This is a genomic window from Burkholderia sp. Bp9099 (genome assembly GCF_003857805.1).
GTDB lineage: Bacteria > Pseudomonadota > Gammaproteobacteria > Burkholderiales > Burkholderiaceae > Burkholderia.
Genome location: NZ_QTPU01000013.1, coordinates 72,729 through 85,752, shown reverse-complemented (window position 1 = coordinate 85,752; position 13,024 = coordinate 72,729). Strand labels below are relative to the sequence as shown.

Genomic DNA, 13,024 nt, shown 5'->3' with positions numbered 1-13,024 from the left:
GGGCCGTGCGGTGCGGCCGTGAGAAATGATCCGATGATTGCGCGCGGGGGCCGGGCGCGGGCGAAAAAATAATCGGTTGAACTGCGCAACCCGGCGACGCGTTCCGAGTATTGCATCGGATGAACGAATGCCGGCTGTCTCTCGCACGAATCGGCCGTGCCGCGCGGGGCCGCACAGCACCGATCGAAAATAAAAGAAAAGGCGGGCAAGCCCTGCGGACCCGCCTGCCGTGCAATCGCACTGCCGAAAATCGACGGCGCCGCGTGCGCACGGCCAGTGCCGGTGGCGACGTTGTCGGCGCCGGCGCGATCACCGCATGCCGGTCAAGTTGCGCGAGCAACGAACCGCCGAGCGCGGCGCCGCTCGTCATCCCGATGAACATGCCGAGAACAGCACCGCGTCGAGGCGGCTGCGCGTCGAACGACGCGACACGTGAGCCGCCAGCGCCGAGGCGCGCCGTCAGCCGCGCCGGATGCCTTCGGGCAGCGCGCTGATGCGGCGCACTTCGGGCGAGTCGAGCCACGCGCGGGACGTCGCGCAATCGACGAACATGTCGGTCGCATCGTCGCCCCAGAACAGGTCGCCATCGAGTTCGAAGGTCGGCACGCCGAACACGCTATGCGCGATCGCCTGATCGGTGTTCGCCCGCAGCGCGTCCTTCACCGCTTGCGCGTCGACGGCCGTCACGCCTTCCGGAAAGCCCACCGCCTCGCACAGCGCGGCGAAACCCTCTGGCGTCGATACGTCCTGGCCGTCGCGCCAGATGTGCCGGAAGATCCGCCGGATCGCATCGGGCGTGTTGCCCATCGCGATCGCGAGACGCAGCGGCCGGATCGGGTTGAACGGATGCGCGGGCGGCATCCGGAATGGAATGCCGAGCTTGTCCGCGCGGTACTGCGCGTGGCGATAGGTGAAGATGCGCTTCGCCGCGATCTCGGCCGGCGCTTTCTGGCCCCAGTGCGTGAGCACGGCGCCGAGCACGATCGGTTTCGGCTCGTAGGCGGCAGCCGGCGGCAACTCGTCGAACCGTTCCTGCTGCAGGTAGGCGAACGGCGAGACGAAATCGAAATACCAGGTGGCGGTGCGCGGGGCGTTCATCGTGGGTTCCCTTGTGCGTGTCCGGACGGCAGTGGCATGTGCCGCGCCGGCGGGCGGCGCGCTGCATGCGGCAGCGGCCAGTGTCGCATGCGGCCGGCGTTTGCGCTGCCGCGTCGCCGGACGCGCGTGCCGGCTAGGGCTGCGCGGGTTCGTCCGCGGCCGCGGTGAAGCGCGCGAGACTGTCGCGCACGGCCTGCGCGTCGTAGCGCGCGCCGGTGCCACCGAGCGCGACGGTCGCCTTCTGCGCGAGCGGCAACAGCAGCGCGAGCGCCGCGGCCATCGCCGGCGCGGCGGCCAGCCGCGATTTCGGGCCCGACACCGTGAGCGCGCCGACGCAATCGCCGGCCGCGCCGAACACCGGCACGGACGCCGAAGCCGTCTCCGGGTCGCGCTCGCCGTACGACGCGGCCCACAACTGTTCGCGTACGTCGTTCCAGCGCGCATCGTGCGGGTCGGTGAACGCGAGCAGCACCTTCCCGGACGCTCCCTGGTGAACCGGAAACTCCTCGCCGACCCGGATCGACACGCGCACCGTGCGCGTGGGTTCGACACGATAGAGCACCGAGCGCATCTCGCCGTGGCGCACGTAGAACGACGCCGTTTCGCCGAGTTCGCGGCTCAGCGTCTCGAGCAGCGGCTCGACGACCGGGCCGACCCGGAACGAACGCTGGTACAGCGCGGCGAGCCGCAGCGGCTCGTGTCCGACCGCGTACTGGCCGTCGTCGAGCTTGCGCATGAAGCCGCCGTGCTCGAGCGCGGCGAGCAGGCGCAGGATCGTGCTCTTGTACAGCCCGGTGCGGCGCGACAGTTCCGCGAGCGACAGCCGGTCGTCGGTTTGCCCGAAGGCATGGAGGATCGCGAACGCGCGATCGAGGACGGCGACGCCGCTGGAGGCGTCGGCCGACGAGTCGGCGGCGGTGCCGGTGGGTTCTGCGGGGAGCGAGGTCGGAGGCACGGCTTGCAGGTCCTTGGGTGACGGTCGATCCACTATATCGTTCTGCCTGATAGAACACAAGTTCCAGAAAATCGCAATTTCACGGGTATACCCCGCTTACAGCCGATTCGACGTGCCTCTAAAGTTCCGTCAAACAGAACGATGTTCTTTTAGATAGAACTATGAGGTGTCGAATGAGCGTTTCCGGGTATCCAGAGGTGCTGGTCAGCGAGGTCGGGCCGCGAGACGGCCTGCAGAGCATCAAGGCCGTGATGCAGACGGCCGACAAGCGGCGCTGGATCACCGCACTCGCCGCGGCCGGCCTGCGCGAGATCGAGGTCGGGTCGTTCGTGCCCGCGCGGCTGTTGCCGCAGATGGCCGACGTGCGGGAAGTCGTCGCGCATGCGCTGGCGATTCCCGGGCTGCACGTCGCCGCGCTCGCGCCGAACCTGCGCGGCGCCGAAAGCGCGTTCGAGGCGGGCGTCCACAAGCTGACGCTGCCGGTCTCGGTGACCGAGGCGCACTCGCTGGCGAACATCCGCAAGACGCCGGCGCAGATGATCGACGAGGTGCGCGCGATCGTCGCGCTGCGCGATGCGCGGTTTCCGTCGGTGCAGATCGAGGCCGGCGTGTCGGTCGCGTTCGGCTGCACGATCGCCGGCGCCGTCTCCGACGACGAGACGATCGCGATGGCGGCTGCGATGGCCGAATGCGGGGTCGACGAGATCGGTCTGTCCGATACGAGCGGCTATGCGAATCCGGTGCAGGTGCGCCGGCTGTTCACGCGCCTGCAACGCGAAGTCGGCGACAAGGCGGGCGGCGCGCACTTCCACAACACCCGCGGGCAGGGGCTCGCCAACGTCGTCGCGGCGCTCGACGCCGGCGTGACGACGATCGACGCGAGCCAGGGCGGTCTCGGCGGCTGCCCGTATGCACCGGGCGCGACCGGCAACATCGTCACCGAGGATCTCGTGTTCCTGCTGGAGTCGATGGGGATCGACACGGGCATCGACGCCGATGCGCTGCTCGCCGCGCGCGCGATCCTGCACGCGGCGCTGCCTGCCGAGCCGCTGTACGGCCACGTGCCGGACGCCCGGCTGCCGAAGGGATTCCGTTACGCGGACGGCCGTGCGCCGTCGGCGGCCCAGCCGGAAGGTTGCCTGACGGGAGTCGCGCAATGAACGATCGCCAAGCGGCTGCGGCGCTGCCGTACGAAGGCGTGCGCGTGATCGAGATGACGCACATGGTGATGGGCCCGACCTGCGGCATGCTGCTCGCCGATCTCGGCGCGGAAGTCATCAAGATCGAACCGATCGCGGGCGACAGCACGCGTGCGCTGCGCGGTTCCGGCGCGGGCTTCTTCGGGATGTTCAACCGCAACAAGAAAAGCCTCGCGGTCGACGTGAAGGATCCGCGCGGGCTCGAGATCGTGCGGCGGCTCGTCGCGACGGCGGACGTGTTCAGCGAGAACTTCAAGAGCGGCACGATGGATCGGCTCGGGCTCGGCCATGCCGCGTTGTCCGCGCTGAATCCGCGCCTGGTGTACGTGTCGCACAAGGGTTTCCTGCCGGGGCCGTACGAACATCGCACCGCGCTCGACGAAGTGGTGCAGATGATGGGCGGGCTCGCGTACATGACGGGCCCCGAAGGCCGGCCGTTGCGTGCGGGCTCGAGCGTGAACGACATCATGGGCGGGATGTTCGGCGCGATCGGCGCGATGGCCGCGCTCGCGCAGCGCGAACGCACCGGCCGCGGCCAGCAGGTGCAGAGTTCGCTGTTCGAGAACAACGTGTTCCTCGTCGCGCAGCACATGATGCAGTTCGCGGTGACGGGGCAGGCCGCGTCGCCGATGCCGAGCCGCATTTCCGCGTGGGCGGTCTATGACGTGTTTTCGGTGAAGGATGGCGAGCAGATCTTTCTCGCGGTCGTATCGGACACGCAATGGGCGCTGTTCTGCGATGCATTCGGCCTTGCCGCGCTGAAGGACGATGCGCGTCTTGCAACCAACAACTTGCGCGTGCAGGCCCGCGAGTGGCTGCTGCCCGAACTGCGTGCGCGGCTCGCCGCGCATTCGGCCGCGGAGATCGGCGCGATCTTCGAATCGATCGGCCTGCCGTATGCGCCGATCACGAAGCCGCAGGACCTGTTCGACGATCCGCATCTGCTCGCGACGGGCGGGCTCGAAGCCGTGACGCTGCCGGCCGACGCGAGCAGCGCCGGCCGGCCGGTCGACACGCGCACCGCGCTGCTGCCGCTCACGCTCGCGGGCGAGCGCCTGCGGCTGCGCGCAGCGCCGCCCGCGCTCGGTCAGGACACGTGCGCGTTGCTCGGCGAGCTCGGCTATACGCCGGACGAGGCCCGGGCGCTGATCGCTGCCGGCGTCGTCGCCGGGTCGCACGGACATGGTGCGGACGTCCAACCGCCGGGCGTGGCGGCCGATGTGCCTTCGGCGAACGAAGTGGCGAGCGCGTAGCGCCGCCGCGATCCATCGAACGAACAACAGGCGTCGTGCCCGTGCGATCGCGCGGGCGAGGAGCGCCGTATCCACGGAGACAACCATGACATCCGCTTCCCCGGCGCTGGCCGCCGATCGCGAAACCGACGCGTCGATCGAGCAACGGGCCGTGCGCAAGGCCGCGTGGCGTTTCATTCCGCTGCTCGCGCTCGCGTACTTCTTCAACTACCTCGACCGCACGAGCGTCGGGTTCGCGGCGCTGACCATGAACCGCGACCTCGGCTTGACCGCGACGCAGTTCGGCTGGGGCGCGGGGATCATGTTCGCGGGCTACTGCGTGTTCGAGGTGCCGAGCAATCTCGCGCTGTACCGCTTCGGCGCGCGGCGCTGGCTCGCGCGCATCATGATCACGTGGGGGCTGATGGCGGCCGCGACCGCGCTCGCGACCGGGCCGACGAGTTTCTATGCGATCCGGCTGCTGCTCGGCATCGGCGAAGCGGGCTTCTTTCCGGGCGTGATCTTTTTCCTCGCCGTGTGGTTTCCGGCGAGTTACCGCACGCGGGTGCTGGCGTGGTTCACCGTGTCGACACCGCTGTCGTCGCTGATCGGCGGCCCGTTGTCGACGTGGCTGCTGCAGCTCGACGGCGTGCTCGGCCTTGCGGGCTGGAAGTGGATGTTCATCGTCGAAGGGCTGCCCGCGTGCGCGCTCGGTTTTCTCGTGCTGAAGCTGCTGTCCGATTCGCCCGCGGATGCCGCGTGGCTGTCGAGCGACGAGCGTACCGCGCTGCAGCGCGCGTTCGAGCGCGAAGGCGCGGCCGCCGGCCGCAAGAAGCACTTCGGCGTCGCGCTGCGCGACGTGCGCGTGTACGTGCTCGCGCTGATCTCGTTCGGCTTCACGATGGGTTCTTACGGGATCGGCATCTGGTTGCCGCAGATGCTCAAGGCACACGGCATGTCGACGATGCAGACGGGCTGGCTTTCCGCGGTGCCGTACTTCTTCGCGACCGTCGCGCTGCTGTGGTGGGCGAAGCGGGTGGACCGGCGCGGCGGCCCGGTCGCGAACCTGGCGATCGGGCTGGCCATCGGCGCGGTGGCGCTCGGCGTGTCGACCCACTTCCTGACGCTCGGGCCCGCGCTCGTCGGCATCACGCTCGCGCTGATCGGCACGATTGCCGGCCGCACGATCTTCTATACGCTGCCTTCACGCTTCCTGTCCGGCCAGGCGGCGGCCGGCGGGCTCGCGCTGATCAATTCGATCGGCGCGCTCGGCGGATTCGCGGGCCCTTATCTCGTCGGCTACCTGAAGGACGGCTTCGGCACCTTCACGGCCGGGATGCTCGGCCTCGCGATCGTGCTGGCGATCACGACGCTGCTCACGCTGTCGCTGTACGCATTCGACCGGAGCGAATGACATGGATGCGACCATTTCGATCAAACGACGCCGGTTGCTCGGTGCGGCCGCCGCATCGCTCGCGCTCCCTGCATGGGCCGATACGCGCGCGCCGGCTGAAAACGGACCCTCCCGCATGACGACCCAAGGCAACTATCTCGCGGTGCGAAGCGACTGGCTCGCATCTGCGCTCGAACCCGCACTCGATCCGGATCTGCCGATCGTCGATGCGCATCATCACTTCTACGAGCGGCCGGGCTGGATCTACATGCTCGACGACTATCTGCAGGACGCGCGATCCGGCCACAACGTCCAGGCATCCGTCTACATGCAGGCGCTGACGCGCTATCGCGACGCGGTCCCGGCCGAACTGAAGCCGGTCGGCGAGACGGCCTACGTCGCCGGCGTGACGGAGCCGCTGCAACGCAGCGGCCCGGCCGTCGCGAAAGGCATCGTCGGGCACGCGGACCTGCGGCTCGGCGAGCGCGTGCGCGACGTGCTCGAAGCGCATGTCGACGCGGGGCGCGGACGCTTTCGCGGCGTTCGACACCTGAGTACCTGGGATGCCGATCCGACGCTCGCCAACCCGTTGTCGGCGGTGCCGCGCGGGCTGTTGCTCGACCCCGCGTACCGGGCCGGCGTCGCGCAGCTCGCGCCGCTCGGACTGTCGTACGACGCGTGGCTGTTCTTTCCTCAATTGCCCGAGCTGTTCGATCTGGCGAAGGCGAACCCCGACACGCGGATCGTCGTCAATCACTGCGGCGGCGTCGTGCGGATCGCGAGCTACGCGGACCAGCGGCCGGAAGTCTTCCAGCGCTGGTCCGCGTCGATGCGCGAACTCGCGCAGCTGCCGAACGTATTCGTGAAGGTCGGGGGCCTCGGCATGCGGATCAACGGGTTCGATTTCGAGAAGGGCGCGCGGCCGCCGTCTTCCGAACAGCTCGCCGCCGCGTGGAAGCCGTGGATGCTCACGTGCATCGAGGCGTTCGGCGCGAAGCGCTGCATGTTCGAGAGCAATTTTCCGGTCGACAAGGGCTCGTATTCGTACGTGAACGGTTGGAACGCGTTCAAGCGGCTGACCGCACACGCGAGCCCGGACGAGCGCGATGCGCTGTTCCGCGGGACCGTCTCGCACGCGTACCGGCTCGGTTGACGCATACCGAGCACGTCGCGTCGCGCTGCTAGCCCGTCTCGACCAGCGCCGCCAGCCGGGCGAGCGCCATGCGCCAGCCGGTCTCGTTGTCGGCCGCCGGCACGCCGGGCGGCACACCGTCGTGCACCGCGTCGACGCGTGTGCCGCCAGCTTCGTCGGACAGCGTGATCGTGATCGTCATCGCGCCGCGCAGCATCGGATCGTCGGTTTCGAACACGTCGATTTCGACGATCCGTTCGTCGGGCACGAGCGTCACGAAGCGGCCGTGATAGGTGTCGGTGTGCGCGGTGGTCTTGCCGGTGCCGTCCGACGGTTCGTCGTAGCTCAGCGACACGCGCAGCGCGCCGCCTTCGCGCGCGTCGTAGGCGAGCACGCGGCACGTCATGCCGTCCGGCACCTTCCATTGTTCGACGGCGTGCGGATCGAGCAGCGCGCGGTAGACGCGCCCGCGCGGTGCGTTCAGGTGCCGGCTGACCCGGGTGGAATGCGTGTGCATCTGCAGCATGTGGCCTCCCGCGGAGCGCGCGCGACGGTGCACGCCGGATGCCGGCGTGTCGTCACGCTTCCTTCAGGAATCCTAGGCGCGCGCGCGGCGGCATGCAATGGCCCGCGCACGTGCTAATTCAGCGCAATGCGGACGCGAATTCGTCGAGCTGCGTGATGCAGGTGTTCCAGCCCTCGAAGAAGCCGAGGGCCTCGTGGCGCTCGCGCGTCGCGGCGTCGGGATGCATCACGCGCGCGTCGTAGCGGCAACCGGCGGCATCATCCGCCATCGTGATGATCGCCGTGAAGCCCAGCCACGGCACCTGCGGCCGCCAGCCGCCCGCGAGCATCGACGTGAACACGATGCGCGCTTCCGGCACGATGTCGAGGAAGCACCCGGGGTTGTCGCTCGTGCCGCCGTCGGGGCCACGCATGAACGTGTGGAAGGCGCCGCCCGGGCGCAGGTCGAACGCGCGGACTTCGGTGATCCACGGTTTCGGGCACCACCATTCCTTCAGCAGTTCGGGATCGGTCCACGCGCGCCAGAGCGCCTGGCGCGGTGCATGCAGCGTGCGTGTGATGACGAGGTCATGAGCTTCGGCGGGGTCGACGTGGCGGGTTGACATGCGCGTGCTCCTCCTGGTGGCGGCGTTCGACGAATTCCACCAGGCGATCGGCGCGCGCTTCCCACAGTGCGCGCTGCGCGGCGAGCCACTGCTCGGCTTCGGCCAGCCTGCCGCCGACCAGCTCGCAGGTGCGCGTGCGGCCGGTTTTCCGGGTCGTGACGAGGCCGCTGCGCTCGAGCACCGCGACATGCTTCATCAGCGACGGCAGCGCCATGTCGAACGGCGCGGCCAGTTCCGAAACGGTCCGCACGCCGTTGCCGAGCGCGCTGACGATCGCGCAGCGCGTCGGATCGGCGAGCGCCTGGAATACGTCGGTGATGCCGGGTTCAAAGTTAGCCATGCGGCTAAGTATAGGCAATGCAACGAGAATTTTCGTCGCTTAGGATGATGGGGAGGTAACACCCGCCGACCGGGCCGGGCGTCGTGTTGCCGGGCATCCGCCGATGTTGCGCGGGGTGCGACCGCACGGCGGCATTCCATTCGATCCGGGCGCACGTCGGCCGAACGCGTGCCCCGCCTGATATACCGGAGAGGGTATGACAGAACCTGTGACCGTCCGCCGCGTCGACGCGGGCGAAGCCCGCGCCTGCATCGGCGCGCTGGCCGACGTGCTGATCGATTGCGTCGAAGGCGGCGCGTCCGTCAGCTTCATGTTGCCGATCGAACGCTCGACGGCCGTCGCGTTCTGGACGAGGGTTGCCGCCGGCGTCGCGAGCGGCGAGCGCATCCTGCTGGTCGCCGAGGACGCGGCCGGCCGGATCGTCGGCACCGTGCAACTCGTGGTCGCGCAGCCGGAGAACCAGCCGCATCGAGCGGACCTCGCGAAGATGCTCGTGTCGCGTCATGCGCGACGGCAGGGCGTCGCCGCGCGGCTGATGGCGGCCGCCGACGACGCCGCGCGCGCCGCCGGCAAGACCGTGCTCGTGCTCGACACCGTGACGGGCGGCGATGCCGAGCGCCTGTACGAGCGGGCCGGCTGGCAGCGCGTGGGCGTCGTGCCGAACTATGCGCTGATGCCCGACGGCGCGTTGTGCGCGACGACTTATTTTCACAAGCAGCTCGCGTAACGGGGCCGGATGCGGTCGCGATCCGGGTCGCGACCGGCGCGGCAGTACCGCCGCCGGAAGCCAGGCGAACCAGAAAAGCCGGCCGCCGCCGCCGCGGCTCCGATATATTCGTGCTGGAACACGTCACCGCCACGCCAACGGAATTGCCGCCTCGATGAAACGCTCCCGTATCGCCTTCGCCCTCACGGGCCTGCTCGTCGCGGTGCCGATCGCCGCCTACGCGCTCGTCAAGCCGCTGCGCGTCGTCGCGCCCGCGCTGCTGCCCGGCGTGTCATGCCCGAGCGCGGACATCTGCACCGACGATGCCGCGAAGCTCGGCATCGCGCAGCAGCTCTATCGCGACGGCTACGCGCGCGCGGCCGCGGCCGTCGGCCCGTTTCGCGACGCGCCGCGCGTCGTGTTCTGCTCGACGCGCGCGTGCGCCGACCAGTTCGGTCTCGGCGAACGGGCGGCACTGACGCTCGGGGATTTCGGCGTGGTCGTCGCGCCGCGCGGCTGGCAGACCTACTTTCTCGCCCACGAGCTGATCCACCACCGGCAGGCCGAAGTGCTCGGCAACCTCGCGGTCGCGACCAAGCCGCGCTGGCTGATCGAGGGGATGGCGTATGCGTTGAGCGACGATCCGCGTCATCCGCTGAAGGAGCCGTTCGAGTCGTGGCGCACGCAATTCGCGGCGTGGCATGCGGCGCTCGGCCAGCGGCCGTTGTGGGATGCCGCCAGGGCCGTGCAATAGCGATCGCGTGCCACCGGCGCCCGTCGTGCCGCTACGCCGGCACGGCCGGATCGTCGGGTTGCGCGCCGAGCGTGCGCCGACCCGCGTCGAGGATCTCGTCGGCCAGCGCCGGATCGGTGCCGGCGATCGCGCGCGACAGCACGAGCGCACCGACCATCTGGCTGAAGACGGCGATCGCGTCGCGGCGCGTGTCCGCCGCGGCCGGGCCTTCGGCGGCCACCATCCGTTCCAGCCGGTCGAGATACGCGGCGACGCCGTGCGCGTAGCACGCGCGCGCCGCGTCGGTCAGCCGGGGGGCATCGCCCGCGAAACCCGACAGCGGGCAACCGGCTTCGACGTTGTCGCGATGCGCGGCCGACAGGTACGCCGTCGCCTGCTTCGCGACGCTGCCGGCGTTCGGTGAATCCGCACGGTCCTGGATCGCTTTCTCCATCACCGCGGCGACCAGCGCATCCTTCGATTTGAAGTGGTTGTAGAAGCCGCCCTGCGTGAAGCCGGCTTCCTTCATCAGCTCCGTCAACCCCACCGCGTCGACACCGCGCACCCGGAACAGCCGCTCGGCGGCCGCGACGATCGCGTTGCGGTTTTCGGCGGCCTGTTGTCTCGAGACGCCCATCGATCCCTCCCTCATTCCGGCAATTGCGTCGATTGAAAAACACAATGGTGATCGCCATTGACGTGTCGAAATCGCGCTGACACAATGCACCGCAAAGACAATGGTGATCGACATTGACATCGAGTGTAGCCGACTTCGCGAATGAAGCGAAGCGACCGACGCGGCACGGATGGATATCGGTCCCGGTGCGGCGTGGCGTGGGCGGCGGACTGCCCGGCTTCCGGCACGGCACCGGCGGAGCAACGGTTCGGTCCGCGATGGCGGCGTGGTTTATCACCGGATCCCGGGCGCGCGGCGAACCGGCGCGAGCGGGATCCTTTCTCCGAAAGGAACGAGCATGAAGATCGAAGGTGCAGTGGTGTTCGTCACGGGCGCGAACCGCGGGCTCGGCCGCGAGTTCGCGAAGCAGGCGCTCGAACGCGGGGCGCGCAAGGTCTATGCGGGCGCGCGCGATCCGGCCAGCGTGACGCTGCCGGGCGTGGTGCCCGTGAGGCTCGACGTGACCGATCCGGCGACGGTCGCCGCGGCCGCCGATATCGCGCGCGACGTCACGCTGCTGATCAACAACGCGGGCATCGCGCGACTCGGCAGCCTGACCGACGACGGCGCGCTCGACGCGTTGCGCGATCACTTCGAGACCAACGTGTTCGGAATGCTGGCGATGTCGCGCGCCTTCGCGGGAACGCTGGCCGGCCACGGCGGCGGCGCGATCCTGAACGTGCTGTCGGTCGCGAGCTGGGTGAACCGGCCGATCCTGTCGGGCTACGGCGTGTCGAAGTCGGCCGCGTGGGCGCTGACCAACGGGCTGCGCCATTCGCTGCGCGAACAGCATACGCGGGTCGTCGGGCTGCATGCGGGGTTCATCGATACCGACCTGACGGCCGGCCTCGACGTGCCGAAGGCCACGCCGGCCGACGTCGTGCGCCAGGCCTACGAGGCAATCGAAGCAGGGGAGGAGGAAGTGTCGACCGACGAGTTCACGCGGCAGGTGAAGGCCACGCTGTCGTCGGGCGTCTATCTGGAGGAGCCGGCGCCGCGTTGACGCGGCCGGCAGCGCGACCCCGCCGCTCGCTCGGTGAGCGCGGCGGCGGGCGTTTCGTCAGACCGTCGTGTCGATGATGCCCGGGATCTTCACGTCCGGGTTCACGTCCGCGTCGTAGTCGACGCCCGCGATCTCGAAGCCGAACAGGCGCAGGAATTCCGTCTTGTAGCCCGCGAAGTCGGTCATTTCGTACAGGTTCTCGTTGGTGACCTTGTCCCACATCGCGACGACCTTGTCCTGCACTTGCGGGTCGAGCTCCTTGTAGTCCGCGCGCAGGCGGCCTTCCTCGTCGATGTGCGGCGTCGCGCCGTACAGGCTGTCCTTCAGGAGCCCGTACACCTGCTCGATGCAGCCTTCGTGCGTGCCCTTTTCCTTCATCACCTTGAACAGCAGCGACAGGTAGAGCGGCATCATCGGGATCGCCGAGCTCGCCTGCGTGACGACGGCCTTCAGCACCGACACGCGCGCGTCGCCGCCATGCGCGGCCAGCTTGTCGCGGATCGACAGCACCTTCTTGTCGAGATCCTTCTTCGCTTCGCCGATCGAGCCGTTCCAGTAGATGTCGTGCGTGATCTGCTCGCCGAGGTACGTGAACGCGGTCGTCTTCGCGCCGTCGGCCAGCACGCCAGCTTCATCGAGCGCGTCGATCCACATCTGCCAGTCCTCGCCGCCCATCACGGCGACGGTGCCGTCGATCTCTTCCTGCGTCGCCGGCTCGAGCGACACTTCGCGGATCACTTCCTTGTCGGTGTCGAGGCCGCGGAACGTGACCGACTTGCCGACCGGCTTCAGCGTCGAGCTGATCGTTTCGCCCGTCTTCGGGTGCGTGCGGCGCGGTGCCGCGAGGCTGTAGACAACCAGGTCGACCTTGCCGAGATCCTGCTTGATGGTGTCGATCGTGATCTGCTTGACCTTGTCGGAGAAGGCGTCGCCGTTGATGCTGCGCGCATAGAGCCCCTTTTCGGCGGCGAATTTCTCGAACGCGGCGCTGTTGTACCAGCCGGCGGTGCCCGGCTTCGTCTCGCTGCCGGCGCGCTCGAAGAACACGCCCAGCGTGTCCGCGCCCGAGCCGAATGCGGCCGAGATCCGGGCGGCGAGGCCGTAGCCGGTCGACGCGCCGATCACGAGCACCTTCTTCGGACCGTTGGCGATCGGGCCGTGCGAAGTCACGTAGTCGATCTGTTCCTTGACGTTGGCTTCGCAGCCGACCGGATGAGTCGTCACGCAGATGAAGCCACGCACGCGCGGTTTGATGATCATGGGAGAACCTCTAGTCAGAAAGGCGCGGACGGCCTGAAATCGGAAAAATCCCGCGCATTGTAATGGAAGCGGGCGCAACGGCGGGAAAGGTGAGCCGTGGCCGCGGTCGCAGTCGCCCGCGGGCGGGACCGTCAAGGCAGCCATTCGCGTCGCCGCCCGTTATTTCT

The 13,024-nt window shown here is 68.8% G+C and carries 14 protein-coding genes and 1 pseudogene; 7 read left to right on the top strand and 8 right to left on the bottom strand.

Annotated features, from left to right (window positions below):
- Positions 1 to 253 precede the first annotated feature (253 nt).
- From DIE17_RS38425 to DIE17_RS16730, 3 genes and pseudogenes are all read right to left on the bottom strand, one after another.
- Positions 254 to 420, bottom strand: a pseudogene (locus tag DIE17_RS38425) (MFS transporter); the annotation flags it as partial.
- A 39-nt stretch (positions 421 to 459) separates the two neighbouring features.
- Entirely contained in the window at positions 460 to 1,098 is a 639-nt protein-coding gene (locus DIE17_RS16735) for a 2-hydroxychromene-2-carboxylate isomerase (RefSeq protein ID WP_044848505.1), read from the bottom strand.
- Positions 1,099 to 1,231: 133 nt separating this feature from the next.
- On the bottom strand, positions 1,232 to 2,053 hold the full coding sequence (locus DIE17_RS16730) for an IclR family transcriptional regulator (RefSeq protein WP_124529207.1): 822 nt from the start codon (positions 2,051 to 2,053) through the stop codon (positions 1,232 to 1,234).
- A 173-nt stretch (positions 2,054 to 2,226) separates the two neighbouring features.
- Between DIE17_RS16730 and DIE17_RS16725 the strand changes: the two genes are divergently transcribed.
- The 4 genes from DIE17_RS16725 (at position 2,227) to DIE17_RS16710 (ending at position 7,030) form a co-directional block, all read left to right on the top strand.
- Positions 2,227 to 3,213 (top strand): hydroxymethylglutaryl-CoA lyase, encoded by a 987-nt coding sequence (locus DIE17_RS16725; RefSeq protein WP_124921151.1) that lies wholly within the window; start codon positions 2,227 to 2,229, stop codon positions 3,211 to 3,213.
- Positions 3,210 to 4,505 (top strand): CaiB/BaiF CoA-transferase family protein, encoded by a 1,296-nt coding sequence (locus DIE17_RS16720; protein ID WP_124921150.1) that lies wholly within the window; start codon positions 3,210 to 3,212, stop codon positions 4,503 to 4,505. Before DIE17_RS16725 ends, DIE17_RS16720 begins: the two co-directional genes overlap by 4 nt.
- Before the next feature lie 85 nt (positions 4,506 to 4,590).
- Positions 4,591 to 5,898, top strand: a complete 1,308-nt coding sequence (locus DIE17_RS16715) for an MFS transporter (protein ID WP_124921149.1) — start codon at positions 4,591 to 4,593, stop codon at positions 5,896 to 5,898.
- 1 nt (position 5,899) lies between these two features.
- Positions 5,900 to 7,030, top strand: a complete 1,131-nt coding sequence (locus DIE17_RS16710) for an amidohydrolase family protein (protein WP_124921148.1) — start codon at positions 5,900 to 5,902, stop codon at positions 7,028 to 7,030.
- 28 nt (positions 7,031 to 7,058) lie between these two features.
- On the opposite strand, the gene DIE17_RS16705 is transcribed toward DIE17_RS16710, so the two are convergent.
- From DIE17_RS16705 to DIE17_RS16695, 3 genes are all read right to left on the bottom strand, one after another.
- On the bottom strand, positions 7,059 to 7,535 hold the full coding sequence (locus DIE17_RS16705; protein WP_044848511.1) for an SRPBCC family protein: 477 nt from the start codon (positions 7,533 to 7,535) through the stop codon (positions 7,059 to 7,061).
- Positions 7,536 to 7,653: 118 nt separating this feature from the next.
- Entirely contained in the window at positions 7,654 to 8,139 is a 486-nt protein-coding gene (locus DIE17_RS16700) for an SRPBCC family protein (protein ID WP_124921147.1), read from the bottom strand.
- Positions 8,102 to 8,479, bottom strand: a complete 378-nt coding sequence (locus DIE17_RS16695) for a helix-turn-helix transcriptional regulator (RefSeq protein WP_124529217.1) — start codon at positions 8,477 to 8,479, stop codon at positions 8,102 to 8,104. The genes DIE17_RS16700 and DIE17_RS16695 overlap by 38 nt, the downstream gene beginning before the upstream one ends.
- A gap of 196 nt (positions 8,480 to 8,675) precedes the next feature.
- On the opposite strand from DIE17_RS16695, the gene DIE17_RS16690 reads away from it, so the two are divergent.
- Complete coding sequence (locus DIE17_RS16690; protein ID WP_124921146.1) at positions 8,676 to 9,206, top strand: GNAT family N-acetyltransferase; 531 nt, start codon at positions 8,676 to 8,678, stop codon at positions 9,204 to 9,206.
- Between the two features lie 154 nt (positions 9,207 to 9,360).
- Positions 9,361 to 9,939 carry a hypothetical protein gene (locus DIE17_RS16685; protein ID WP_124666351.1) on the top strand — a complete coding sequence of 193 codons (579 nt, stop codon included), beginning with the start codon at positions 9,361 to 9,363 and terminating at the stop codon, positions 9,937 to 9,939.
- Positions 9,940 to 9,970: 31 nt separating this feature from the next.
- Here DIE17_RS16685 and DIE17_RS16680 read toward each other — a convergent pair whose 3' ends face one another.
- Positions 9,971 to 10,555 (bottom strand): TetR/AcrR family transcriptional regulator, encoded by a 585-nt coding sequence (locus DIE17_RS16680; RefSeq protein WP_124486103.1) that lies wholly within the window; start codon positions 10,553 to 10,555, stop codon positions 9,971 to 9,973.
- Positions 10,556 to 10,892: 337 nt separating this feature from the next.
- On the opposite strand from DIE17_RS16680, the gene DIE17_RS16675 reads away from it, so the two are divergent.
- Positions 10,893 to 11,597: an SDR family oxidoreductase gene (locus DIE17_RS16675; protein ID WP_124921145.1), complete on the top strand. Its 705-nt coding sequence runs from the start codon at positions 10,893 to 10,895 to the stop codon at positions 11,595 to 11,597.
- 57 nt (positions 11,598 to 11,654) lie between these two features.
- Here the strand turns inward: DIE17_RS16675 and fabV are convergent, their stop codons facing one another.
- Positions 11,655 to 12,857 (bottom strand): enoyl-ACP reductase FabV, encoded by a 1,203-nt coding sequence (fabV, locus tag DIE17_RS16670; RefSeq protein ID WP_124529225.1) that lies wholly within the window; start codon positions 12,855 to 12,857, stop codon positions 11,655 to 11,657.
- Positions 12,858 to 13,024: the final 167 nt, after the last annotated feature.

Excerpts from the sequence above, each read along its gene's own strand:
- DIE17_RS16735 (WP_044848505.1), bottom strand. The coding sequence starts at position 1,098 with ATGAACGCCCCGCGCACCGCCACCTGGTATTTCGATTTCGTCTCGCCG.
- DIE17_RS16680 (WP_124486103.1), bottom strand. The coding sequence starts at position 10,555 with ATGGGCGTCTCGAGACAACAGGCCGCCGAAAACCGCAACGCGATCGTC.
- DIE17_RS16685 (WP_124666351.1), top strand. The coding sequence starts at position 9,361 with ATGAAACGCTCCCGTATCGCCTTCGCCCTCACGGGCCTGCTCGTCGCG.
- DIE17_RS16710 (WP_124921148.1), top strand. The coding sequence starts at position 5,900 with ATGGATGCGACCATTTCGATCAAACGACGCCGGTTGCTCGGTGCGGCC.
- DIE17_RS16705 (WP_044848511.1), bottom strand. The coding sequence starts at position 7,535 with ATGCTGCAGATGCACACGCATTCCACCCGGGTCAGCCGGCACCTGAAC.
- DIE17_RS16695 (WP_124529217.1), bottom strand. The coding sequence starts at position 8,479 with ATGGCTAACTTTGAACCCGGCATCACCGACGTATTCCAGGCGCTCGCC.
- DIE17_RS16690 (WP_124921146.1), top strand. The coding sequence starts at position 8,676 with ATGACAGAACCTGTGACCGTCCGCCGCGTCGACGCGGGCGAAGCCCGC.
- DIE17_RS16700 (WP_124921147.1), bottom strand. The coding sequence starts at position 8,139 with ATGTCAACCCGCCACGTCGACCCCGCCGAAGCTCATGACCTCGTCATC.
- DIE17_RS16675 (WP_124921145.1), top strand. The coding sequence starts at position 10,893 with ATGAAGATCGAAGGTGCAGTGGTGTTCGTCACGGGCGCGAACCGCGGG.
- fabV (WP_124529225.1), bottom strand. The coding sequence starts at position 12,857 with ATGATCATCAAACCGCGCGTGCGTGGCTTCATCTGCGTGACGACTCAT.
- DIE17_RS16725 (WP_124921151.1), top strand. The coding sequence starts at position 2,227 with ATGAGCGTTTCCGGGTATCCAGAGGTGCTGGTCAGCGAGGTCGGGCCG.
- DIE17_RS16715 (WP_124921149.1), top strand. The coding sequence starts at position 4,591 with ATGACATCCGCTTCCCCGGCGCTGGCCGCCGATCGCGAAACCGACGCG.
- DIE17_RS16720 (WP_124921150.1), top strand. The coding sequence starts at position 3,210 with ATGAACGATCGCCAAGCGGCTGCGGCGCTGCCGTACGAAGGCGTGCGC.